A 24,300-nucleotide genomic window follows, 5' to 3' on the forward strand; every position below is an offset into this window, starting at 1 on the left:
GTTCAAATCGCCTCTAGTTCGCTCAAAAAGTCACGAAGATCATCAAAGTCTTCCGCGGTGCCGGCGCGGAAAGTGGCAGCAGCCTGGACATAGGCGCGCAAGGAATCGGTCTGGAACACTTCCACCAGCGGCACTTCCAAGCCCAGCTCGGCCTGGACGCGGGACGTGATCTGGATAGCCAACAAAGAGTGGCCGCCGATTTCGAAGAAGTTGTCGTTCAGGCCCACTTGCGGCAGGTGCAGGATGTCGGCCCAGATCGCGGCAATCTGCTGTTCAAGCTCGGTTTGCGGCGCCACGTAGTGTTGTTGCAGTTGGCTTGCGTCCGGCTCGGGCAGGCTACGGCGGTCGAGCTTGCCGTTGGGCGTGAGTGGCATCTGCGCCAGGAACACGAAGTACGCTGGCACCATGTAATCCGGCAGGCGTGTTTTCAGAGCGCGGCGCAGGGCGTCGCGCCATACGGCTTCGTCACCCACCGACTCTACCGGTACAACATAAGCCACCAATTGCTTACCGGTCGGGCCGTCCTGAGCCACCACCACGGTTTCACCGACATTGTCCTGTTCACGCAAACGCGCCTCGATTTCCCCCAGTTCGATACGGAAGCCCCGGACCTTCACTTGGTGGTCCACACGCCCCAGGTAATCCACCACGCCATCCGCACGCCCACGCGTCAGGTCGCCGCTGCGATACACGCGACTGCCCGGCTTGCCGAACGGGTCCGGTACGAAACGCTCGGCAGTCAGTGCCGGACGCTCCAGGTAACCCCGGGCCACGCCCTCGCCGCCCAGGTACAGCTCGCCGGCCACGCCGATGGGTTGCAGGTTCAGTTGCGCATCCAGCACGTAGCCACTGCGGTTGCCCAACAAGGTGCCGATGGGCGCGTAGACGGCGCCGCAGGGGTCGCCTTTACGGGCCTTCCACAGCAGCGGCGTAACCACGGTTTCGGTAGGCCCGTAGCCGTTGAACAGGTATTTGGGTTTCAGCGCGCGCCACGCCAGGTCATAGCTGGCTTGAGCAACGGCATCACCACCGAAGCAATACACCCGCACCGGCGGTGGGTTGCCGTCGCGCTCGGCATGTTCAGCCAACTGTTGCAGGTACACCGGCGGGAACACCGCCATGGTCACGTTGTGGCGATGCATCTGCTCGTAGGTGTATTCCGGCAGCCATAGGCTGTCATCACGGATCAACACGCTGGCGCCGTTGATCAGCGGGTGCATCCAGCCTTCGTGGGAGCCGTCGAAGGCGAACGACATGAAGTGCAGTTCGCAATCGCTTGGTAAGGTTTCATAACGCTCGCCAGTGGCGATGATATGCGCCACCAACGGCCCGTGGGACACCGCCACGCCCTTGGGCAAGCCGGTGGAACCGGAGGTGTAGATCACGTAGGCGAGGTTGTCGCCGTCCAGCGCCACATTCGGCGCTGTATCGCTGTAACCGGCCCATTCTTCGGTGCGATCAATCGCCAGGGTATCCAGGCCCTCAGGGACCGGCAGTTGCTGCAACGCACGGCTGTGGGTCAGCAGCAATTGCGCACGACTGTCTTGCATCATGTACAGCAGGCGATCACGTGGGTATTCGATATCCAGCGGCACATACACGCCACCGGCTTTCATCACCGCCAGGAACGCCACCATGCTCTCGGCACTGCGCGGCATCGCGATGGCCACCCGCACTTCCGGGCCGACGCCACGGGCAACCAGGGCATGGGCCAGGCGGTTGGCCTGGCGATCCAGCTCGCCATAAGTCAGGGTTTGCGCGTCGAATTTCACGGCGATTGCTGCCGGATTCTCACGGGCACGGTCGGCCACCAGCTCGTGCACCAGGCGCTGGGCCGAAAAGCCTGAGTCGGTACGATTGCAAAGCTGCAGAATGTGCTGTTGCTCGTCAGCACCGAGCAAGTTCAACTGGCCAATTGTCTGCTGCTGATCAGCAATCATTGCCTGCAACAGGTTTTGCCAGTGCAGTGCCATGCGTTCGATGGTGGCGGCATCAAACAAGTCTGTGGCGTAGCTCAGGGAAGCATTCAACTGGTCCTCGGACTCCTCAATATCCAGGGTCAGGTCGAATTGCGCTAGCGCTTCATCCCAGCTCACCGGGCTCATGTGCAACTGCGCCAAGCGCTGCAAATGGCGGCCGGACAGGCTGATATGGTGGTTGAACGCCACCTGGAACAATGGGCTCAGGCTGAGGCTGCGTTCAGGTTGCAGGGCCTGCACCAGTTGCTCGAACGGCAGATCCTGATGGGCCTGGGCCTCCAACGCGCGCTGCTTGACCTGTGCGAGCACTTGGCGAACGGTGGCATGCCCGTCGATATCCGCCTTGAGTACTTGGGTGTTGACGAAAAAGCCAAGCAGGCGTTCGGTCTCGACACGGTTGCGATTGGCGATCGGCACGCCGACACGGATGTCCTGCTGGCCGCTGTAGCGATGCAGCAAGACTTGATAGGACGCCAGCAACAGCATGAACAGCGTGACGCCTTCGCACCGGGCCAGGTGCTTGAGGCTATCGACCAACGGCGTCGGCAGCGCGATATTCAAACGTGCGCCGCGATGGGTCGGCACGGCTGGACGCTGGTGATCAAACGGCAACTCCAATACTGGCTGCTCACCGCCGAGCAGATCGCGCCAGTAATCGAGTTGACGAGCCTTTTCCCCAGCCTCCATCCAGTTGCGTTGCCACATCGCGTAGTCGGCATATTGGAAAGGCAGCGGCGGCAGGTCCAACGCCTGACCTTGGCTGAACGCGGCGTAGAGTTGCACCAGTTCGTCGACCATTATTTGCATCGACCAGCCGTCAGAGATGACGTGATGCTGCACCAACACCAACACGTGTTCCTCTGGAGCCAAACGCAACAGGCTGATGCGCATCAGCGGGCCCTGGCGTAGATCGAATGGCTGGGTGATCAACGCTTCGACCATCGCCTTCAACCCTGCCTGATCGGCGTCCATTGAGGCTATCGGAATGCGTGCCTGCGGGCTGATGACTTGTACCGTGCCCTCGGCGGTCTGATGCAGATGAGTACGCAGGCTTTCATGACGCATCACCAGCGTATCGAAGGCGCGCTGCAAGGCGGCCTTGTCCAAGTGCCCGGTGAGGCGCAGAGTGCTCGGCACATGATAGGCGGCGCTTGCCGGGTCCAGTTGCCACAGGAACCATTGACGCTCCTGGGCATAGGACAACAGCAAGGGCTGGTCACGCGATACCGCCGTCATCTTGGGTGCCGAGTCACTCTCGTGGCCCAGGGCAGTAACGAAATCCGCCAGCAACGGCTGCTCGAACAACGTCTTGAGCGCCACCTCGATACCCAAGCCATGGCGCACGCGGGACACAACCTGCGTCGCCAACAGCGAGTGTCCGCCCATTTCGAAGAAGTGATCACTGAGACCAACCCGCTCGCAACCCAGTACCTGCGCCCAGATCGCAGCGACTTGCTTTTCCACGACACTCACCGGTGCAATCCAGTGGGCCAGTGGCTGGCTGACATCGTGCTTGGGCAGTGCAGCGCGGTCCAGTTTGCCGTTGGGGCTCAGGGGCAACCGATCGAGCAATACCAGATGCGCGGGCACCATGTATTCCGGCAATTCCTTGCGAAGGCGAGTCTTTAGCTGTTCACGCAAGGCGCCCCACGCTGGTTCGGACAGCGTCTGTTTCGCCACAATGTAGCCCACCAACTGGTTATCAGCGGCGATCACCAAGGCTTCGCGCACACTGGCCTGGGCCAGTAGTCGCGCTTCAATTTCGCCTAATTCAATACGGAAACCACGCACTTTCACCTGGTGGTCGATGCGCCCCACGTACTCGATCATGCCATCGGCGCGGTAGCGTGCCAGGTCGCCGGTGCGGTACAGGCGCCCCGCCCCACCGGTGCAGAATGGATCGGGGATGAAACGGTGCGCCGTCAGGCCGGGGCGATTGAAATAGCCGCGCGCGAGCAACGGCCCACCGATCACCAGTTCGCCCGCGACCCCCACCGGCACCGGATTGAGGTTGGCGTCCAGCAGGTAGATGGCGCGCCCATCAAGCACCCGCCCGATAGGCATCATCGACGGCAAGGCTTCACGCCCTTCCACGTAGGTTGCGCAATCAAGCGCGGTGACGGTCACCGTCGCCTCAGTCGGACCATAAGTGTTGAGCAGCCGCACAGGCTGCAAGCCTGCTTCGCGCCAAGCATTCAGCCCTTCCGGTGGCATCGCTTCGCCACCAATGTGCAATTGGCGCAAGCGCCCGTAATCGCGCGGGCCCCGCTCGGCAAAATCGCGCACCAGTTGCAACCAGTAGGCGGTGGTCAGGTCGACCACGGAAATGTCGTGGTCAAGCAGCTGCTGGTAGAAGGTGTCGCTGTCCCATAGCTCGCCGCCACGTACCACTACAGCTGCACCACAGCACAAGGCCGGGTACAACTGCTCGACGAAACCGTCGAAATTGAAGGTGCCAAATTGCAGCACACGATCATGAGGCGCCAGTGCAAACAACTCACTGAACACTTCCACATGCCGTGCCAGGGAAGCATGGTCGATACCCACACCTTTGGGCCGGCCGGTAGAGCCTGAGGTGAACATCACATAGGCCAGGTTGCCGGGCTGGGCACGCGGCGATGGATTTTGCGCGCTGTAGTCAGCAAGCCAGCCGGGCGCATCTTCCAAGCACACCAGGGCCAGGTTGTCGGTGATCGGTAATCCTTCGACCAGTGGCTGCTGGGTCAGCAGCAGTTTCAGGCCGCTGTCCTCGATCATGCATTGCAGGCGATCGGCCGGGTATTTCGGATCCAGTGGCACATAGGCGCCGCCGGCCTTGAGCACCGCCAGCAGGCCTATAATCATTTCCAGGGAACGGTCCACCGCGACACCCACTAAGCTGTCGGCTGCGACGCCCAAATCGATCAGCCGATGAGCGAGGCGATTGCTGCGCATGTTGAGCTGGGCGTACGTCATGCGTCGCTGATCAAGGATCAGCGCGACGTTATCCGGATAAAGCTGCGCCTGTTGCTCGAAGCGCTGTAACACGCTGGCCTGTGCCGGTTGAGCGACGTGACGCGGATTCCAGTCATGGACCACACGCAGATGTTCATGGGCAAGCAGCAAAGGGATAGCGCCGAGGGCTTGCTGAGGGGAGTCGACAAACTGCTGCAACAGACCTTGCAGGTACGCCGCGATGTGTTGCACCGCATCGGTGGCAAAATCCGCGCACAGGTACTCCACGTGCAGGTTCAAGCGCTGGCCGCCATGTACGGTAAGAGTCAGTGGGTAGTTGGTACGTTCCTGATGGCTGACGCCGCTGAAGCGTAGCCCGCCCTCGTGCGACTGCTGCAGACTCTTGGCCACCGGAAAGTTTTCGAACACAACCAAGGTATCGAACAGCGCTTCACCGGCCGAACCCGCCCAGCGCTGGATATCAAACAGCGGTGTGTGCTCATGCTCGCGCATTTGCAGGTTAAGCGCCTGTATCGTGCTCACCCAGTCGATGACACTCTGCGCCGGATTGGCCGCCGCGATCAGCGGCAAGGTGTTGATGAACAGGCCGACCTGCTGCTCGACGCCCACCGACTGCGCCGGCCGCCCCGATACCGTCACCCCGCAGGCCACGCTGGCCTGGCCGGTATAGCGTTGCAGCAACAATAACCACGCTGATTGCACGAGCGTGTTGAGCGTTACTTGATGAGTTCGGGCGAAGGCGACCATGCGTCGGGTCTGTTCCTCATCCAGTTCGCAGTGAACTTCCCCATATTCACCGGCACTCTGCACTGCGGTCCTGGTCACGCTGCGCGCAAGGTGCGTCGGTTCGTCCAGCTGCTCCAAGCGTTGACGCCAGAACCTCTCCCCCGCCATCGGGTCCTGTTGCTGCAACCAGGCAATGTGCTGGGAAAACGCCGCGCCAACCGGCGGCAAGGTCTGGCCCTTGCAGGCTTGCAGTACCTCGTTGAGCACCAGCGCGTTACTCCAGCCGTCCATCAAGATGTGGTGGCTTGTGTAAATCAGGTGCCAACGATCTTCGGCGCTACGAACCAGTGCCACCCGCAATAATGGCGGCCGGGCCAGTTCGAAGCCTTGGCGGTGATGTTCGGTGGCCAGGCTATCCAATGCTGCGCCAAGGTCTTCACGCCCGCGCCAGTCGTATTCGGTAAACGGCAGGCTGACCTGACGATACACCACTTGCAGGGCCTGCCCCTGGTCGTCCTGCCACACAAATGCAGTGCGCAACATGTCATGCCGCGCCAGTACCTGCGCCCAGGCGCTCTGGAACTGCGCCACATCGATACCCTGCACATCGGCGCGCAGTTGACCGACGTAGATATCACCCTCGCCCTGCCGATAGAGGCTATGGAACAACATGCCCTGCTGCATCGGCGAGAGCGGATACAGGTCTTGCACCTGGCGTGCCGGCAGCGCCAGCTCGTCCAATTGCTGTTGGGTCAGTCGGGCCAAGGCTACATCGGCCGGAGTGAGAGCGCCTTGTTGCGGGTCGATGCAATGCGCAATCAATGCCAGCAGCTCTTGCCGATAATCATCCGCCAGCCGCTGAACAGTCGCCGCCTCGAACATCTCTCGACTGAACCCCCATTGCAGCGACAGCTCACCGCCATAGACCTGTCCTTCCACCGTCAACCAGTTGGCCAGCGGTGCCTCTGGATCCTGGGCCTGGCCACTGCCCTGGCTGGCCGGCACGAACAGTGCCGATTCGTTGAACTGGCGGTCGAACTGGCCCAGGTAGTTGAACGTGATGCGCGGCGCGGCCAGGGTCGACAACGCTTCGCGGGTGTCAGGCGTGCCGAGGTAACGTAACAGGCCGTAGCCAATGCCTTTGTTCGGTACGGCGCGCAGTTGCTCCTTCACCGACTTGATCGCCGCCGACAGTTCGCCTTCGGCCTGCAGGCGCACCGGGTACAAGCTGGTGAACCAGCCGACGGTGCGGCTCAGGTCGATATCGTCGAACAGGTCTTCACGGCCGTGACCTTCCAGCTGGATTAGCGCAGCCGGTTGCTCGCTCCAACGGCTGATCACCCGTGCCAGGGCGGTCAGCAACAGGTCATTGACCTGGGTGCGATAGGCCGCTGGTGCGTCTTGCAGCAAGCGGCGGGTTTGCTCGGCATCGAGGCGCGTTTCCAGCTTGGCGCCCAGGCGGTTTTGCAGGCCGCCTTCGGGGTGATCACACGGCAGTTCCGCGTCGATGGACTGAGCTTGCCAGTACGGCAGTTGCTCATCGAGGGTCTGCGCGTGGCTGTGCAACTGTTGCGCCCAGTGCTGGTAGGCACTGGTTTTCGCCGGCAGTGCCTGTTCGCGGTAGGCCTGTTGCAGGTCTTCAAGCAGAATGCGCCAGGACACGCCATCCACCACCAGATGATGGATCACCAGCAGCACACGTTGGCTGCCATCGGCCATGCTCACCAACACGGGGCGCAACAGTGGGCCTTGGGCAAGGTCAAGACTGCGCTGGGCTTCATCACACAGCGCCGCCAACTCGGCGTCGGTGCTGGCCTGGCATTGCCACAACAGCGGTTCGCTGACGTAGGCAGCATGGCTCTGCTGCCAGCCGTCAGCCTGCTGCACAAAACGCAGGCGCAAGGCGTCGTGATGCTGCATCAATCGCGCCAGCGCTGCTTCCAGGCGTGCCGGCTCAAGCATCTCGCCGGGTACCAGCAACAAGGATTGATTCCAGTGATGCCGCGCCGGGATCGGCTGGTCGAAAAAGCTGTGCTGCACGGGCGTCAGCATGACCGCGCCGCTGACCGGGCCCTGGTCGATCAGGCTGACCTGCTCGAAGCTGGCCGCCAGCGCCAGGCTGCGGATGCTCTGGTACTGGAACAGGTCACGCGGACTCAGGCGAATACCGGCCTGACGGGCGCGGCTGACTACTTGGATGGAGATGATCGAATCGCCGCCCAGCTCGAAGAAGTTATCGTCCTGGCCGACCTGCTCAACGCCCAGCACATCGCTCCAGATGGCGGCCAGGGCTGTTTGCAGGTCGCCTTGTGGCGCCACAAACGCCTGTTGCAATGCCGCGTCCGGCACTGGCAACGCCTTGCGGTCGAGCTTGCCGTTGGCGGTCACCGGCAGCTTGGGCAGCGCAATGAAATGCGTCGGCACCATGTATTCCGGCAAGCTGCTAAGCAACCAGGCCTTGAGGTCCGTTGGCGCCTCGCCTGCGTGCACCAGATAGGCGACCAACTGCTTGCCGCCATGTACCAGCACCACGGCTTCGCGCACGTGTGGATGCTGCATCAGGCGTGCTTCGATTTCGCCCAGCTCGATACGCAAGCCACGCAACTTGACCTGATGATCGAGACGGCCAAGGTATTCGATCACCCCATCGGCACGTTGGCGCACGCGGTCACCGGTGCGATACAGGCGTTCGCCCGTCACGAACGGGCTAGACACAAAACGTTCGGCGGTCAACGCCGGGCGTCGGTGGTAACTGCGCGCCAGACCAACGCCGCCCAGGTAGAGTTCGCCGCTGACGCCAGCCGGCACCGGGTTGAGTTGCGCGTCCAGCACGTAGGTGCCGAGGTTGGCGATCGGGCGGCCGATGGGCACGCTGTCGGCGCCTTCGTCGATGCAGGTCCAGTGCGTGACGTCGATGGCCGCCTCGGTCGGGCCATAGAGGTTGTACAGCGCCGCAGTCGGCAACTTGGCGAACACTTGCTGTTGCGCATCCAGGGGCAAGGCTTCGCCGCTGCAGACGATACGCGTGAGGCTTGCGCACGCCTGTACGCCCGGTTCATGGATAAACGCCTGCAGCATCGAGGGTACAAAGTGCAAGGTGGTGATGGCGTGCCGGCCAATGGTGTCAATCAGGCGCGCCGGTTCACGGTGCTCCCCAGGCGCCGCGACCACCAGGCGTGCGCCGGTCATCAGCGGCCAGAAGAACTCCCACACCGACACGTCGAAGCTGAACGGGGTTTTCTGCAAGACCGCGTCATTGGCACCCAGGCCATACGCCTGCTGCATCCAGCTCAAGCGGTTGACCAAGGCGCGATGGCTGTTGCCGGTGCCTTTGGGCTTGCCGGTGGAGCCCGAGGTGTAGATCACGTAGGCCAGGTTAAGGGCATGCAAGGCCACATTCGGCAATTCGCTGCTGTAGCCGTCGAGCCATAGCGCCGGCTGGTCCAGGGCAATCACCTGGATACCGGCGACGGGCAGCGACGCCAGCAGGCTCTGCTGGCTGAGCAGCAGTTGTATGCCGCTGTCTTCGATCATGTAGGCCAGGCGTTCCTGGGGGTACTCAGGGTCGAGGGGCACGTAGGCGCCACCGGCCTTGAGAATCGCCAGCAGGCCAACCACCATCTCGATGGAGCGCTCGATGCAGATGCCCACCAGCACGTCCGGCCCTACGCCCTGCTCGCCCAAGGCATGGGCCAACTGGTTGGCGCGCGCATCCAGTTGGGCGTAGGTCAAGGTGGTGGTACCGAACACCAGCGCCGGTGCATCGGGGCTGCGCTGTGCCTGGTCTTCGATCAGGTGATGAATGCCGCGCTCGGTCGGGTACGTCTCGTCGGTCTGGTTCCAGGTGTGAACCAGCCGTTGCTGTTCATCCGCATCAAGCATGGGCAATTCGCCGATGCGCTGTTCGCCATCGAGCACCATGGCCTGCAGCAGGCGGGTCCAATGCCGGGCCATGCGCTCGATGGTGGGCGTATCGAACAAGTCATTGGCGTAGGTCAGCGCGGCATGCAGGGTGCCGGACTTTTCGTAGGTGTCCAGGGTCAGGTCGAACTGGGTGGTGCGGCCTTGCCATTCCACCAGGGCCAATTCCAGCCCCGATGCGGTACTGACCGAGGCGATGTCGGCGACTACCGGCTGATGGTTATACATCACCTGAAACAGCGGCGTGTGGCTCAGGCTGCGCTCGATTTTCAGCGCTTCAACCAGACGTTCAAAGGGCAACTCCTGATGGGCCTGGGCGCCCAGGGCATGCTCCTTGATACCTTGCAGCAACTCGGCAACCCGCGTTTGCCCGGTCAGTTCGGTGCGCAACACCTGGGTGTTGACGAAGAAACCGATCAGCCCCTCGACTTCGGTTCGATTGCGATTGGCAATCGGCACACCGACGCGGATATCGCCCTGGCCGGTATAGCGGTGCAGCAGCACATTGAAGGCGCCGAGCAACAGCATGAACAGGGTGACGTTGTGTTTTTGCGCGCAACTGCGCAGTTGCACGGCCAGCGCCGGCTCAATCGCGAAGTTATGCCGTGTGCCCTGGTAGCTGGGCATGGCCGGGCGTGGGTGATCAGTGGGCAGTTCCAATACCGGATGCACATCACCCAGGCGAGCCTGCCAGTACTCCAACTGACGCGCCTGCTCGCCCGCTTCCAGCCAGCGGCGCTGCCACAGGGCGTAGTCGCTGTACTGGATGGGCAGCGCTGGCAGTTGGGGCGTTTCGTTGCGTTCATGGGCGTCATAGCAACGGATGAATTCGTCGATCAGCACGTTCATCGACCAACCGTCGGAGACGATGTGGTGCAGGGTCAGCAGCAGCACGTGTTCCTGCTCGGCAAGCTTGAGCAGTTGCAAGCGCAGCAGTGGCCCATGTTCCAGGTCGAACGGCAACAGCGATTGACGGGTGGCGGCGGCGTTGACGGCCTGCTCCCGCGCGTCGACGGCCAAGGCGGTGAAGTCCAGGTGCTCGACGGTCACCGACGGCTCCACCGCCACCTGCGCCAGCCGCTCATCGGCCTGACGCTGGAACACTGTGCGCAGGGTTTCGTGCCGCGCCACCAGGCTGGCGAACGCTTGCTCCAGCGCTGGCAGGCTCAACACGCCACTTAAACGCACCGCGCCGGGCAAATTGTAGGCGCCGCTGGCCGGGTCCAATTGCCATAGAAACCACATGCGCTGCTGTGCGTAGGACAGCGCCTGGCGGTCCTCCACCTCCACCCCTGCCGGAATCGGAAACCTTGAAAAATCCACGCCTTCTTTCTGCAAGGCTTGCAGGAACAGTTGGCGTTTTTCCAGGGGCAGCCCGATAAACCGGCGAGCAAGTTTCAAGGAGTCTTCAGCATTCATTTCTTGGAATCCGGGGCAATAGGCGGGAAGCACAAAGGCACGTCGTCCCTATAAAACGAACCGGGCGGGGAAAAATTAGCGAGGGGATGGGTGGCGCCGAGGGAGCTGTCATCAGGGGTTACATCAATCCCCGGGAAGCAACGCGAACCTGAGCTAGGATTGACGAATACCACTTTTTGCAACTACATTTAGTTACACGCAGGGAACGCCGTGTCCAAAAATGAAAAGCTGCTCGCCAAACTGCTCAATGAGCACATGGCATTTACCTGGTCTGAGCTCGTCACGTTATTACGCCGATTGGGATACACACAGATTGAAGGGGCCGGAAGCCGGGTCAAGTTCGACATTGGCGACCCCAGTGCAATGATCACCCTGCACAAGCCTCACCCCGGCAACGAACTGAAACACTACATTCGGCGCCAGATCATCGAACAATTGAAATCAGGAGAACTGATTCAGTGAACAACCAACTGAAACACAAAGGCTACATCGGCTCCATCGAAGCCAGCCTCGAGGACAACTGCCTGTTTGGTAAAATCCTGTTCATCAAGGCATTGGTGAGCTATGAAGGCAAAACTGTGGCTGAACTGGACGCAGCCTTCCGTGGCGCGGTGGATGATTATCTCGCTACCTGCCAGAGCCTGGGGCACACGCCGGAGAAACCGTGCAAAGGTTCATTCAACGTACGCGTCGGGCATGACTTGCATTTGGCCGCTGCCCTGGCGGCAAACCGTAAGAAAGTGACATTGAATGATCTCACGCGTCAGGCGCTGAACGAGTTTCTGCAGCATCATTACCCAGAGCCATGCCCAACGATTGGCTGACTAGCCCAACCGCCGGTAACCCAACACCGCCGAGCCCGCTACCACCGCCCCCGCCGCCAGCGCCACCCAGAACCCGCTGGTGGCGCCAAAGTGGTCGATCATCCACCCCGAACTGGCGGCGCCAATGGCCACGCCGATGCTCAGGCCGGTAATCAGCCAGGTCATGCCTTCGGTCAGGCGGCTGGCCGGGACGATCTGCTCCACCATGGCCATCGACACAATCAAGGTGGGCGCGAAGAACAGCCCGGAGATAAAGATCGCAGCGGCCAAGCCGGGAATATTGCTCACCAGCAGCAAGGGCAAGGTGGTCAACGCCGTGGCTACGCCGCAGTACAGGAACTGGCGTGGCAACGATGCCTTGAGTTTGAGGGCACCGAAGGCCAACCCGGCCAGGCACGAACCAATGGCATACACCGACAGCACGATACTCGCCGCCGCCGGCTGGCCCTGATACTGGGCGAAGGCCACGCTGACCACATCCACCACGCCGACGATCACGCCCATGGCCAGCAGCAGAATCATCAGGATCAATACCGACGGCGAAGCAATCAGCCAGCGACCGTGCGCCCCCTGATGCGCGTGTACCGGAGGCTCGGTTTGCCGTTGCAGCACAAAGGTGGTGACGCCCACCGCGAGCAACAGCGCCGCTACCAAGGGCCCGGCTTCTGGAAACACCGCCACGCTCAACCCCACCGAAATGGGTGGGCCGATGATGAAGCACACCTCATCGAGTACCGACTCCAGGGCAAACGCGGTTTGTAGCCTGGGCTGGCCACGGTACAACTCGGTCCAGCGCGCCCGCACCATGGCCGACATATTGGGCATGCAGCCCGCCAGCGCGGCGAACAGAAACAGCGTCCAATTCGGCGCCTGCAACCGCGTACACAACAGCAACATCAAGAGCGCGCCGCCGCCAATCAGCGCGGCAATCGGCAGCACCCTGCCCTGGCTGTAGCGGTCCACCCAACGCGACACTTGCGGCGCGCAAATCGCCGTGGCCAAAGCAAACACCGCCGCCACCGAACCGGCCAGGCCATAGCCGCCATGCACCTGGGACAACATGGTGATCAGGCCGATGCCGGTCATGGATATCGGCATACGCGCCAGCATGCCGGCGAGCACGAAGGCCCGGGCACCGGGGGCCTGGAATAGTTCGGCGTAGGGGTTCGCCATGACGTTAATGCCTTCTTTGCTTCAAGTTGCGCAGCTTTTTATCACACCAACCGCTTGATCTGCTTATGCCGCCACACCAAGCGGTAATAGGCGATCTGCAACACCAGCATCGCCAGGTAGGTCACCGGAAATGCCATCCACACCCCTTCCAACCCGAAGTGGGCGTTGAACAGATAGGCCATTGGCAGTTCCACGCAGAGTACACAGAAGATCGAGATCGCTACCGGCATCAGCACCACGCCGCTGGCGCGCATGATGCCGCCGATCACCGCCTGGAAGCCGAATACCAGAATGCTCCAGAGCATGATGTGCAGCAGGTGTTCGGCCCGCACCCGTGCGCTGTCGTCGGTGATGAACAGGCCCAGCAACCAGTGGGACAACCCGTAGCCGAGCACGATCAAGCCACCGGTGAGGCACAGGTTGATCACCAGCCCAGTGCGCAGGATCGGCCCGATGCGCTCCAGGCGCCCGGCGCCAATCGCCTGGGCACCGAGGATCGAGGCGGTGATGGCAATCGACAGCGCTGGGAACTGCACATAGTTGACGATCTGCGTCACCGCGCCATAGGCCGCCGTGGCCTGGGAACCGTGGCCGTTGACCAAGGCCAGGATGACCAGCTCCGACAGCGACAACACCACCATCTGCAAGCCCGTCGGCAGGCCGATGCGCAGGACTTTGCCGAGGATGACGCGGTCCAGGCGCAAGGCGGCAAGCAGCTCGCGGTCTGGCGCCATCACGTGGTTTTTGTGGCGCAGGCGCAGGACCAAAAACAGCATCGCCAAGGCGTTACCCACCAGCCCGGCATACACCGCACTCTGGATGCCCATGGGCGGCACGCCGATCCAGCCGCGAATCAGCGCAGGTGTCAGCAGCAAGCCCACCAGGGTGGAGACCATCAATGCCAGGAGCGGCGAAATCGTGTCGCTAACCCCGCGCAGCAGTTGGGTATAGAGGATGAACACCAGCAGCAACGGCATGATCAACATCATCATCTGGGCGTAGCCCACCGCATCGTCGAGCACGTCCACCGGGGTGCCCAACGCTTGCAACGCCGGGCGCGCAAACAGGCTGCCCAGCACGGCGGCCACCATGCCCACCAATGCGCCCAGGGTCAGGGTGGCACCGGTGATCGCCTTGACCATCCCGGTCTCCTGGGCGCCCCATGCCTGGCCGATCAGTACCGAGGCGCCCGCCCCCAGGCCGATCACCAGCGCGATAAAGAAAAACACGATGGGAAACATCCCCGACACCGCAGCCAACGCCTGGGTGCCCAGCATTTGCCCAACGTAAATGCCGTTGAGGGTACCGGAAAAGCTTTGCAGGAAATTGGACAGCACCATCGGTGCCAGGAACAACAGGTAGATTTGCCACAGCGGACGTTGCAAAGGGTTTTGCATGAAAAACGGGGCCTCGAATGACGAAAGCGTCTCAGGGTTATACCGTAACTGGATCCAATATGCTGTTGTGAAGGCTCGGGTTAACCCCCAAAGGTCTGCGAAGGCCTGCGCAACGTCGGATCAAACGGATTGAGGCGCGGCCCGATGGCCGCCGCCTCGCGCTTGAGCAACTCCACCACCATCGGCAGGCGGCTCGGCCCCAGGCGGTCGCTGATGGTCGCCACGCTCAACGCCGCGACCGCATACCCGTCGCGGTTGAGGATCGGCACCGCCAGCCCCGCCATGCCTTCCAGCACACCAGTGTTGCGTGCCGCGTAACCGAGGTGGCGCACGTTCTCCACTTCGGAGCGCAGCAGCACTTCGTCATACAGGTGGAAGTCCTTGAGCCGTGGCAGGTTGTAGCGGATCACCGTCTCGCGCTCTTCCTCCGGCAGAAACGCCAGGATCGCCAGGCTGCCCTGCCCCACGCCCAGGGCCACGCGCCCGCCGATATCACCGGTGAAGGTACGGATCGGGTAAGGACCCTCGCTGCGGTCCAGGCAAATGGCGTCAAAGCCTGAGCGCGCCAGCAGGAACAGCGAGTCCCCCAGCGAAGCGCTCAGGCGCAACAGGCTGGGGCGCACCAGGTCACGCAGGTTGCCGGTCTTGCCTGCGTTGGCCGCCAACGCGAAGAACTCCAGGCTCAGGCGATAGCGTTTGCTGCGGGCATCCTGCTCGACCATGCCTTCGTCCATCAGGCTACGCAGCAGGCGATGGGTGGTGGGTTGGGACAAGCCCACCTGTTGGGCGAGCTGGGTAACCCGCTCGCCACCCTCCGGTACCTCCCCCAGCGCTCGCAGCACGGCAAACAACCGGGACACGCTGCCCGCACCGATATCCTTACCGTCGTTATTCCGCTCAGTGGAATCCATAACACCTAATCTCGTTAATAATTCTGCTCAATGAATAAATCTTAAAATAGTAGTCCACTGAGTGAAATTCTATCTTCCGCCCATCCTAGTCTTCGTCCTAATCTGCGTCCACAGGGGCGAAATGAACAACAACCGGCAGCCGACTTGAGATCGAGCGCCAACGCACCGGCACCACTTTTCGCATCTGCCCAAAACAAGAAAGCGCGTTTTTGACGCGACTGAATAAAGGTGGAACGCAAACATGGCATTTCTCCAACTCAAGGCCTTGAGCAAACGCTATGGCGCCGTCGATGCGGTGGTCGCCACTGATCTGGCGGTGGAACAAGGCGAGTTCGTTTCCCTGCTCGGCCCTTCAGGCTGTGGCAAGACCACCACCCTGCAAATGATCGCCGGTTTCGTCGACGTCAGCGGTGGCCAGATCCTGCTCGACGGTCGCGACATCACCCACGCCAAGCCCGCCAGCCGTGGCCTGGGCGTGGTATTCCAGAGCTACGCGCTGTTCCCGCATATGAGCGTGCGCGACAACGTCGCCTTCGGCCTGAAGATGCGCAAGGTGCCAGCGGCCGACATCGCCACCCGCGTCAACAGCGTGCTGGAGCTGGTACGCCTGGCTCAACATGCCGAGCGCTACCCCCGCGAGCTGTCCGGCGGCCAGCGCCAGCGGGTGGCCCTGGCCCGTGCGCTGGTGATCGAACCGCCGGTGTTGTTGCTCGATGAGCCGCTGTCCAACCTCGACGCCAACCTGCGTGAAGAGATGCAGTTTGAAATCCGGCGTATCCAGTGCGCGGTGGGCATCACCACCTTGATGGTGACTCATGACCAGGCCGAAGCCCTGTCCATCAGCGACCGCGTGGTGGTGATGCAGGCCGGGCGCGTGACCCAGATCGACGCGCCCTACAAGCTCTATGAACACCCGCGCACGCGCTTTATCTCGGACTTCGTCGGCAAGGCCAATCTGCTGGCCGGCGACTACGATGCGCTCGGCATCCCCCAAGTGCGCCACGACGGCGGCGCAGGCGAACTGACCCTGAGCCTGCGCCCGGAAAAAATCCAACTGGTGGACGCGGGCGCCGGGCGCATGCAAGGTACAGTGCTGGACCGCTACTTTTTCGGCAGCCAATGGCTGTACCGCGTGCACACCGCCCTGGGCGAAATCACCGTTGTGCGCAGTAACGACGGCAGCGCGCCCTTGGCTAACGGCGCGGTGGTGGGCCTGCAATGGCAGGCCGATTTGCTGCGCGTACTGGCGGCCGATGAGGTGCACCCATGAGTCGCGGCTACCTGCTCTCGCTGCCTGCACTGGTGCTGTTTGCCGGGCTTTTGATCATGCCGCTGGGCCTGACCCTGGTGCTGTCGTTCAATGTGTTCGACTACCAAGTGGGCGTAAAGGCCGATGAGTGGACCTTGGCCCATTACTGGGCGCTGTTGAGCGACGCCTACTTCTACGAGATTTTCTGGCGCACCTTCTGGATCAGCGCCCTGGTGACACTGCTGTGCGTGGTGATCGGCGTGCCGGAGGCCTACATTCTCAGCCGCATGGGCACGCCGTGGCGCTCGATCTTCCTGATCGTGATCCTCACGCCGCTGCTGATTTCGGTAGTGGTGCGTGCGTTTGGCTGGAGCCTGTTGCTGGGTGCCGACGGACTGATTAACCAAATGATCCAGGCCCTCGGCGGCAGTCCGATGAAGCTGCTGTATACGCCGTTCGCGGTGATCATCGCGTTGGTGCATGTGATGCTGCCGTTCATGATTATCCCGGTGTGGACCTCGCTGCAAAAACTTGACCCGTCGGCCGAACAGGCAGCGTTGTCCCTGGGCGCCAGCCAGGCCACGGTGATGCGCAAGATCGTATTGCCCCAAGTGATGCCCGGTGTGCTGTCCGGCACATTGATCGTGTTCGGCCTGGCCGCCAGCTCCTTTGCGATCCCCGGTCTGCTGGGCGGGCGACGCCTGAAGATGGTCGCCACCGTGGTGTACGACCAGTACCTCTCGGAACTCAACTGGCCCATGGGCGCGACCCTCGCGGTGGCGCTGCTGTTGGTCAATCTGCTGATCATGCTGAGCTGGAATCGCATGGTCGAAGGCCGCTACAAAAAGTCCCTGGGGGTTTAAGCGCATGTCCAGAAACGGTCCTTTGGCCCTCGGCTTTCATGCGGTGGTGGTGCTGTTCATGATGGCGCCGCTGGTGGTGGTGTGCCTGGTGGCGTTCACGCCAGAGAACACCTTGAGCCTGCCCACGTCGGGCTTCTCCCTGCGCTGGTTTCGCGCAGTGTTCGAACGCGCCGACTTTATCCAGGCGTTCTACAACAGCCTGATCCTGGCCTTCACTGCCGCCACCCTGGCGACCCTGATCGCGGTGCCGGCGGCCCTGGCGATCAGCCGCTATTCGTTCCCAGGGCGCAATTTCTTCAGTGCGCTGTTCCTGTCGCCCATCATCATTCCGCACCTGGTGCTGGGGGTGGCGATGCTGCGCCTGTTTGCGCTGATGGGCGTGAACGGCAGCTTTACCTGGCTGATGCTCGCACACGTGGTGATCATCACCCCCTACGTATTGCGCCTGGTATTGGCGGCGGCCATCGGCATTGATCGCAGTGCCGAGCAGGCCGCCGAATCCCTCGGCGCCGGGCGCTTTACGCTGTTCCGGCAGATCACCCTGCCGATGATTTTGCCCGGTGTGGCCGGTGGGTGGTTGCTGGCGTTCATCAACAGTTTCGATGAAGTGACCCTGTCGATTTTCGTCAGCTCGCCGGCCACGCAAACCCTGCCGGTGCGCATGTACGTATACGCCACCGAGTCCATCGACCCGATGATGGCGGCCGTGTCGGCGCTGGTGATCGCACTGACGGCAGCGACCATGATTGTGCTCGACCGGGTCTACGGCCTGGACCGCGTGCTGGTGGGGAAACACTGATGGCCTTGTTCAAGCGACTGAGCGAAACCCAACGCCCTGCCCTGGCCTTCACCCTCGACGACCAGCCCGCCACGGGGTTGCTCGGCGATACCCTGCTGACCGCCATACTGACCTGCGCCGAGCACCTGCGCAGCAGCGATTTCAGTGCCGAGCGCCGCGCCGGGTTTTGCCTGATGGGCGCGTGCCAGGATTGTTGGGTGCGCCTGGCGGATGGGCGGAGGGTACGCGCCTGCTCGACCCTACTGGAAGAAGGCCAGGCGATCAGCCGTGATCCGGGGCGCCAGTCATGAAGCCGGTAGTGATAGTGGGAGCAGGCCCGGCGGGAATCAGTGCGGCGCGCACCTTGCTCGACCATGGCATCACACCGTGCCTGGTGGATGAGAGCCCGCGCGGTGGCGGGCAGATTTATCGGCGCCAACCCCCAGGGTTCCAACGCACTGCCCGGCAGATCTACGGATTTGAAGCGCGCAAGGCCCAAGCCGTGCACCGCACCATGGATGAACTGGCAGCGCTGATCGACTACCGGCCGGACACCTTGGTGTGGAATGCCGAGAATGGTCGTCTGGACATGCTCAATAACGGGCGCGCCGACAGCCTCGAATACGCGCAGGTCATTGTCGCTACCGGCGCCACCGACCGCATCCTGCCTGTGCCGGGCTGGACGTTACCCGGCGTCTATAGCCTGGGCGCGGCGCAAATCGCCTTGAAGTACCAAGGCTGCGCGATAGGCGAACGTGTGGTGTTTTGCGGCTCCGGGCCGTTGCTCTATTTAGTTGCTTACCAATACGCAAAGGCCGGTGCCAAGGTGCTGGCGGTGCTCGACAGTGCACCGCTGAGCGCCCAATGCCGTGCCTTGCCGGCGCTGCTCAGGCAACCGGCGACCCTGGCCAAGGGCATGTATTACCGCGCCTGGCTGACCGCCCACGGGATTCCCGTGCATCAGGGCGCAATGCTCCAGCAGATCAATGGCGACCAACGGGTGCGTGGCATTCGCTGGGGCGACCAGACCCTGCCATGCGACGCGGTGGCCTTCGCCCATGCCCTGCGCAGCGAAACGCAATTGGCGGACTTGCTCGGCTGTGAGTTTGCCTGGAGCAGCCTCAACCGCGCCTGGTTGCCACAACGCGACAGCGCCGGGCGCAGCAGTGTCGAAGGGGTGTACCTGGCGGGCGACGGCGCCGGAATAATGGGCGCCGATGCTGCGCAAATGGCCGGCGAGTGTGCTGCGCTGGCGCTGCTGGAAGATACCGGCGTCGCAGTCGACCCGCACCGCCGCGTCACACTGGAACGGCAGTTGGCGCGTATCCAGTGCTTTCGCCAGGGCCTGGAAACTGCGTTCCCCTTCCCCGAGCACTGGGCCGCGCAGGCGCCCGATGACCTGATCCTGTGCCGCTGCGAAGAGGTCAGCGTCGGCGAGGTGCGCGCCGTGGTGGATGAAGGTCACTGGGAAATCAACCGGGTCAAAGCCCATTGCCGCGTCGGCATGGGCCGCTGCCAGGGGCGAATGTGCGGGTTGGCGGCGGCGGAAATCGTTGCCGAGCGTAGCGGGCGTGACCTCCCCCAAGTTGGGCGCTTGCGGGGCCAGGCACCGATCAAGCCACTGCCGTTTGGCGTGCAGGTGCAGCCATGATCGACGTCATCGTCTTGGGGGGCGGCATCGTCGGGGCTTCGGCGGCCTTGATGCTCGCCCAGAAAGGCCAGCGTGTGGCCCTGGTAGAACGGGATTTTTGTGGCTCGCATGCAAGCGGCGTCAATTACGGCGGCGTACGGCGCCAGGGGCGGCCCTTGCATCAGCTGCCGCTGTCGCAACGCGCCCATCAACTGTGGGCCGACCTGCCCGGGTTGATTGGTATCGAGGGTGAATACGTGCGCTCCGGGCATTTGAAGCTGGCACGCAGCCCCACGGACTTTGCCGCACTGCAAGCCTACGCCGAGCAGACCCGTGGCTTCGGCCTGGGCTTGCAGCTGCTGGACCGCAGCGAGTTGCGCAGGCGTTTCCCCTGGGTGGGCGACGTGGCAGTGGGCGCCTCATTGTGCCCGGACGACGGGCATGCCAACCCGCGCCTGGTGGCCCCGGCCTTTGCGCGTGCCGCCCAGCGCCACGGCGCTGCGGTGTACGAGCAAGCCGAGGTAATCCGCATCGAACACGACAGTCGGCTGTTCCAGGTGGATTGCGCCAACGGCCTGCACTTGCATGCGCCGTGGCTGCTCAACTGCGCGGGCGCCTGGGCCGGCAAGGTCGCCGCGCAATTGGGCGAGCCGGTGCCGATCATCTCGGCGCACCCGGCGATGCTGGTCACCGAGCCGCTGCCGGGGGTGATGACCGTCAGCACCGGCGTCGAGGGTGGCGGCATCTATGCGCGGCAAGTCGCCCGTGGCAATTGCATCCTCGGCGGCGGGCGCGGCTTTGCCCTGGGCCCGCAGCAGGCCAGGCCGGGCCAGGCGGCGGTGCTGGAGATTCTGCGCAATGCTGGCGAACTCTACCCCTTTCTTCAGGGTGCCCAGGCCATTCGCACCTGGAGTGGCACCGAAGGTTACCTGCCTGACCACGAACCGGTGATCGGCCCCAGCAGTACCCAACCCGGCCTGCTCCACGGTTTCGGCTTTGCCGGCGCCGGGTTCCAGCTCGGCCCCGCCGTCGGTGAAGCCCTGGCAGAGATCGTCTGCGACGGCAGCAGCCGCCAACCCATCGAAGCGTTTTCCATCCGTCGTTTCCAAGCCTGAGAGGAAAAACCCCATGCAATCACGTCTCGCGTTGTCCTGCTTGTCCCTCGCCTTGCTCACCGGCACGGCCCATGCCGCACCCACGCTGTACCTGGGCATGAACGGCGGCACCATGGAACGGGTGTACGCCGACAAGGTGCTGCCCGCCTTCGAAAAGGCTAATAACGTCAAGGTCGTGATCGTACCTGGCACTTCCTCGGACATCCTCGCCAAGGTTCAGGCCAACAAGGCCAACCCGCAGATGCATGTGATGTTCCTCGACGACGGCATCATGTACCGCGCCATCTCCATGGGCCTGTGCGACAAGCTCGCGCCGAGCCCGCCGCTGGAGCAGATCCCGGCCAAGGCCCGCATCAAGGATGAAGCCGTGGCCGTGACCCTGGGCGTCACCGGCCTTGGCTACAACGCCAAGATGTTCAAGGACAAAGGCTGGGCCGCGCCCACCTCATGGATGGACCTGGCCGACCCGCGTTTCAAGGACAAAGTGGTGTTCCAGTCCCTGGCTTCCTCCACCTTCGGCCTGCATGGCTTCCTGATGTTCAACCGCATCCAGGGTGGCGATGAAACCAATGTGGAACCGGGCTTCAAGGCCTGGCCTACGAGCGTGGGCCCCAACGTGCTGGAATACATCGCCAGCTCCGCGAAGATCTCCGAGATGGTGCAGACCGACGAGGCCGCGATCTTCCCCCTGACCCCGACCCAGGTCGCCACGCAAAAGCTGCTCGGCATACCGATGGAGTACGCGCAGCCCAAAGAAGGTGCGGTGGTGCTCAACGTGGCCGAATGCGTGATCGCCCGTAATGACCAGCCAGAACTGGCGCAAAAGCTCGCAGCGTTCTTGCTGACCGCCGAGGCCCAGGCGCCGGCGTTGGAAGAAGGTGACCAGATCCCGTCGAACCCGACTACCCCCACCACCGACAAAACCCGGGCGCGGGTGGAGGCCATGCAGGGTTATCTGCAAACGGCCATTTCGATTGATTGGGACCAGGTCAACCAGGCACGGCCAGAGTGGAACGCGCGGTGGAGTCGCTCGATTGAGCGTTGAGGCTTAGCCCTGCGCAATCAGGGCCAGTTCTTCGCGGGTGCGGCTGATGTGTGCACCGGCCTTGAGCAATTCGTCGACGGCCTGTACACCGCCCTCCTCGCTGATGCTGCGGCACGCCGGCAAATGCAGAACAACGTGCAAGCCGGCCTTGAGCAATTGCAACGCGGTAGTCTTGACGCAGTAGTCCAGCGCCAAGCCGCCGACGATCACACGAACCACGCCGTGGGCCTTGAGGTACTCGATGACGCCAGTGGACAGCTTGTCGTGCAGGTCGTGGTAACAGGCGCCGTAGGGGTGCAGGTCGGGTTCGACACCTTTCCAGATGAAGTAGTCGTAGTCATAGGGCGCGGGCAACTCATCGAGCAGCGTGAACCCCTCAGTGCCCGGCACGCAGTGGATGACCCAAGTCACATCGGCATGGACCAGGCCGGTGGGTTGCAGCATCTCGCTGTGCTGCGCGACCACCCAGGGCGCGTGGGGGGTGTGGGCGTCCTTGCTGCCAATGCGGTGGCCGGCGAGGCTGGCCATGTAGTTGAGTTCGGCACCGATGTGATCGCCACCGGCTACCGGCAACTCGTTGGGGCATAAAGGTGTGAAGCTCTTCTGGGCGTCGACGTCGAATGAAGCGATGGCGGCTTTCGAAAGGCTCATGGTCGTTCTCTGGTGGTCTGCACGTACGACCGCCTCAGGGCGAGCGTAGAGAAGTTGAAGTATGGGGTAGTTTACTGCGTGGATCGACGCGTTGCTGACTCACCCTATTCTCAATAACGCTGAAGCTCAAAGGTGGGCTTGCCTGCGATGACCACAGGTATCTACACAACGCTGTAAAGGTGGACGGTAACCACGATGCGAAGCGAGTCGCTCTTGATCTGCTTTTGATCTTAGGCGCCCCGTTAAACCACGCTGGCCGAACGCAGGCTTGAATTCGTGGGTAACCCGGCAGGACGCCGGGTTAGCCGCCCCGCGCCATGGATGGCGCGTGGCGGCGGCCCACGGATTCAAGCCTGTGTTCGGGCACACCGAGCCCAAGCGAGGTGCCGAGTGGTGGGGCAAGGGCGTTTTGCTTACTTTGCCGCTTTTGCAAAGTGAGCCGCCGTCAGGGCGGAACCCTAAGTGGCCTTTACCGCAGCAAGGGATATGTACACAATCCAACTGTGTTGACTGCCAGGACGCCTTCGCGAGCAAGCCCGCTCCCACAATTTGATCGCGGGGCGTCAGCTAGATAGGTGTCGGCTGGCAGGCCGTCTTCGCAGGCAAGCCAGCTCCCACAGTTGGATCAGCGTCAACCGCTAGTTCATCCAATTCCCGCCATCAACGTTATAGGTCTGGGCCACCACATAGTCGGCCTCCGTCGACGCCAGGAAGATCGCCATGCCGGTCAGGTCTTGCGCCGTGCCCATCCGCCCAAACGGCACCTCATCGCCTACACGCTTTTTCTTCTCGCCAGGCGCCAGCCCTTCATGCCTGGCGAACAACGCATCCACCCCATCCCAATGCTCGCCGTCCACCACACCGGGGGCGATGGCATTCACGTTGATGCCCTGCTTGATCAGGCTCAACCCCGCCGATTGCGTCAGGCTGATCACCGCCGCCTTGGTCGCACAATAAACCGCCACCAAGGGTTCGCCCCGCCGCCCGGCCTGGCTGGCCATGTTGATGATCTTGCCGCCATGCCCCTGGCTGATCATCTGTCGAGCTGCAGCCTGCAGGGTGAACAGGGTGCCGGCGACGTTGATCGAGAACAGCCGTTCAAAGCTGTCGCGGGTGATGTCGACGATGGGGGCCAGGTCGAACAGGGCGGCGTTGTTGATCAGGATATCGAGCTTGCCGGCGTGGCTCACCACTGTGGCGATGGCTGCGTCGATGGAGGCTTGGTCGGTGACGTCCATCGCTACGGCGTAAGCCTGGGGGCCCAGCTCGGCGGCGGTGGCCTGTGCCCTTTGCAGGTTGATGTCAGCAATGGCCACCGTGGCGCCTTCAGCGATGTAAGCCTGGGCGAACGCACGGCCAATGCCCCGCGCCGATCCGGTGATCAGCGCGCTTTTGCCTTCGAGTCGTTTCATGGGAGGGTCCTGTAAAGGTTATTGCCGGTAGCCGGTGAGCGCCGCCGAGAACAGCTTGCCACCTTTGTTGTTGAGCTTCGATTACAGCAGCTTGGCCTGCCATCTCACAAACGACTGGCGAAGGCTCGGCTGATACTTTTTTAACCGCAGGCATAGGATCAAAAAAGTATCAGCCTCAGGCGAAACCGGGGCTAGCGCACCAATTGCCAGTGCGGGTATTTTGGGGCGATTGCACCCTCACAAGAGGCAGCA

At 62.5% G+C, this 24,300-nt stretch carries 15 protein-coding genes; 9 read left to right on the forward strand and 6 right to left on the reverse strand.

All coding sequences use genetic code 11. From position 1 onward, the window contains the following. Positions 1 to 2: 2 nt before the first annotated feature. Positions 3 to 11,000: a non-ribosomal peptide synthetase gene (locus ACWHXD_RS16840; protein ID WP_138761570.1), complete on the reverse strand. Its 10,998-nt coding sequence runs from the start codon at positions 10,998 to 11,000 to the stop codon at positions 3 to 5. Positions 11,001 to 11,210: 210 nt separating this feature from the next. On the opposite strand from ACWHXD_RS16840, the gene ACWHXD_RS16845 reads away from it, so the two are divergent. Together ACWHXD_RS16845 and ACWHXD_RS16850 are read left to right on the forward strand one after the other, a co-directional pair. Beyond that, complete coding sequence (locus ACWHXD_RS16845; RefSeq protein WP_116665433.1) at positions 11,211 to 11,462, forward strand: type II toxin-antitoxin system HicA family toxin; 252 nt, start codon at positions 11,211 to 11,213, stop codon at positions 11,460 to 11,462. Next, positions 11,459 to 11,824: a type II toxin-antitoxin system HicB family antitoxin gene (locus ACWHXD_RS16850; protein WP_014718824.1), complete on the forward strand. Its 366-nt coding sequence runs from the start codon at positions 11,459 to 11,461 to the stop codon at positions 11,822 to 11,824. Before ACWHXD_RS16845 ends, ACWHXD_RS16850 begins: the two co-directional genes overlap by 4 nt. On the opposite strand, the gene ACWHXD_RS16855 is transcribed toward ACWHXD_RS16850, so the two are convergent. From ACWHXD_RS16855 to ACWHXD_RS16865, 3 genes are all read right to left on the reverse strand, one after another. Beyond that, positions 11,825 to 12,997 (reverse strand): MFS transporter, encoded by a 1,173-nt coding sequence (locus ACWHXD_RS16855; RefSeq protein WP_098951097.1) that lies wholly within the window; start codon positions 12,995 to 12,997, stop codon positions 11,825 to 11,827. Positions 12,998 to 13,038: 41 nt separating this feature from the next. Beyond that, a complete protein-coding gene (locus ACWHXD_RS16860; RefSeq protein WP_138761571.1) occupies positions 13,039 to 14,394 on the reverse strand; it encodes an MATE family efflux transporter in 1,356 nt (451 codons plus the stop codon). A gap of 80 nt (positions 14,395 to 14,474) precedes the next feature. Continuing rightward, complete coding sequence (locus ACWHXD_RS16865) at positions 14,475 to 15,305, reverse strand: IclR family transcriptional regulator (protein WP_098951094.1); 831 nt, start codon at positions 15,303 to 15,305, stop codon at positions 14,475 to 14,477. 241 nt (positions 15,306 to 15,546) lie between these two features. On the opposite strand from ACWHXD_RS16865, the gene ACWHXD_RS16870 reads away from it, so the two are divergent. Genes ACWHXD_RS16870 through ACWHXD_RS16900 form a run of 7 tightly spaced genes read left to right on the forward strand, consistent with a single transcriptional unit; the run spans position 15,547 to position 21,985 of the window. Further along, positions 15,547 to 16,575 (forward strand): ABC transporter ATP-binding protein, encoded by a 1,029-nt coding sequence (locus ACWHXD_RS16870; RefSeq protein ID WP_138761573.1) that lies wholly within the window; start codon positions 15,547 to 15,549, stop codon positions 16,573 to 16,575. Next, positions 16,572 to 17,417: an ABC transporter permease gene (locus tag ACWHXD_RS16875; protein WP_032896776.1), complete on the forward strand. Its 846-nt coding sequence runs from the start codon at positions 16,572 to 16,574 to the stop codon at positions 17,415 to 17,417. The genes ACWHXD_RS16870 and ACWHXD_RS16875 overlap by 4 nt, the downstream gene beginning before the upstream one ends. 4 nt (positions 17,418 to 17,421) lie before the next feature. After that, positions 17,422 to 18,216: an ABC transporter permease gene (locus ACWHXD_RS16880; RefSeq protein WP_003191953.1), complete on the forward strand. Its 795-nt coding sequence runs from the start codon at positions 17,422 to 17,424 to the stop codon at positions 18,214 to 18,216. Then, positions 18,216 to 18,506, forward strand: coding sequence for a (2Fe-2S)-binding protein (locus ACWHXD_RS16885; RefSeq protein WP_032896773.1), 291 nt, complete (start codon positions 18,216 to 18,218; stop codon positions 18,504 to 18,506). Before ACWHXD_RS16880 ends, ACWHXD_RS16885 begins: the two co-directional genes overlap by 1 nt. Next, the gene (locus ACWHXD_RS16890; protein ID WP_138761574.1) at positions 18,503 to 19,846 is read left to right on the forward strand and encodes an FAD-dependent oxidoreductase; all 1,344 of its coding nucleotides are present in this window, start codon (positions 18,503 to 18,505) and stop codon (positions 19,844 to 19,846) included. Before ACWHXD_RS16885 ends, ACWHXD_RS16890 begins: the two co-directional genes overlap by 4 nt. After that, positions 19,843 to 20,940 (forward strand): NAD(P)/FAD-dependent oxidoreductase, encoded by a 1,098-nt coding sequence (locus tag ACWHXD_RS16895; RefSeq protein WP_138761575.1) that lies wholly within the window; start codon positions 19,843 to 19,845, stop codon positions 20,938 to 20,940. The genes ACWHXD_RS16890 and ACWHXD_RS16895 overlap by 4 nt, the downstream gene beginning before the upstream one ends. A gap of 13 nt (positions 20,941 to 20,953) precedes the next feature. After that, the gene (locus ACWHXD_RS16900; protein WP_032896768.1) at positions 20,954 to 21,985 is read left to right on the forward strand and encodes an ABC transporter substrate-binding protein; all 1,032 of its coding nucleotides are present in this window, start codon (positions 20,954 to 20,956) and stop codon (positions 21,983 to 21,985) included. A gap of 3 nt (positions 21,986 to 21,988) precedes the next feature. On the opposite strand, the gene ACWHXD_RS16905 is transcribed toward ACWHXD_RS16900, so the two are convergent. Continuing rightward, positions 21,989 to 22,636 carry an isochorismatase family protein gene (locus tag ACWHXD_RS16905; protein ID WP_499084277.1) on the reverse strand — a complete coding sequence of 216 codons (648 nt, stop codon included), beginning with the start codon at positions 22,634 to 22,636 and terminating at the stop codon, positions 21,989 to 21,991. A 638-nt stretch (positions 22,637 to 23,274) separates the two neighbouring features. Then, positions 23,275 to 24,048, reverse strand: a complete 774-nt coding sequence (locus ACWHXD_RS16910; RefSeq protein ID WP_098951084.1) for an L-iditol 2-dehydrogenase — start codon at positions 24,046 to 24,048, stop codon at positions 23,275 to 23,277. Between the last annotated feature and the right edge of the window lie 252 nt (positions 24,049 to 24,300).

Source organism: Pseudomonas fjordensis (genome assembly GCF_976987115.1).

Bases quoted from the DNA above. Each gene is read 5' to 3' on its own strand.
- ACWHXD_RS16870 (WP_138761573.1), top strand. From the start codon at position 15,547: ATGGCATTTCTCCAACTCAAGGCCTTGAGCAAACGCTATGGCGCCGTC.
- ACWHXD_RS16910 (WP_098951084.1), bottom strand. From the start codon at position 24,048: ATGAAACGACTCGAAGGCAAAAGCGCGCTGATCACCGGATCGGCGCGG.
- ACWHXD_RS16855 (WP_098951097.1), bottom strand. From the start codon at position 12,997: ATGGCGAACCCCTACGCCGAACTATTCCAGGCCCCCGGTGCCCGGGCC.
- ACWHXD_RS16885 (WP_032896773.1), top strand. From the start codon at position 18,216: ATGGCCTTGTTCAAGCGACTGAGCGAAACCCAACGCCCTGCCCTGGCC.
- ACWHXD_RS16880 (WP_003191953.1), top strand. From the start codon at position 17,422: ATGTCCAGAAACGGTCCTTTGGCCCTCGGCTTTCATGCGGTGGTGGTG.
- ACWHXD_RS16905 (WP_499084277.1), bottom strand. From the start codon at position 22,636: ATGAGCCTTTCGAAAGCCGCCATCGCTTCATTCGACGTCGACGCCCAG.
- ACWHXD_RS16895 (WP_138761575.1), top strand. From the start codon at position 19,843: ATGATCGACGTCATCGTCTTGGGGGGCGGCATCGTCGGGGCTTCGGCG.
- ACWHXD_RS16860 (WP_138761571.1), bottom strand. From the start codon at position 14,394: ATGCAAAACCCTTTGCAACGTCCGCTGTGGCAAATCTACCTGTTGTTC.
- ACWHXD_RS16900 (WP_032896768.1), top strand. From the start codon at position 20,954: ATGCAATCACGTCTCGCGTTGTCCTGCTTGTCCCTCGCCTTGCTCACC.
- ACWHXD_RS16875 (WP_032896776.1), top strand. From the start codon at position 16,572: ATGAGTCGCGGCTACCTGCTCTCGCTGCCTGCACTGGTGCTGTTTGCC.
- ACWHXD_RS16840 (WP_138761570.1), bottom strand. From the start codon at position 11,000: ATGAATGCTGAAGACTCCTTGAAACTTGCTCGCCGGTTTATCGGGCTG.
- ACWHXD_RS16865 (WP_098951094.1), bottom strand. From the start codon at position 15,305: ATGGATTCCACTGAGCGGAATAACGACGGTAAGGATATCGGTGCGGGC.
- ACWHXD_RS16890 (WP_138761574.1), top strand. From the start codon at position 18,503: ATGAAGCCGGTAGTGATAGTGGGAGCAGGCCCGGCGGGAATCAGTGCG.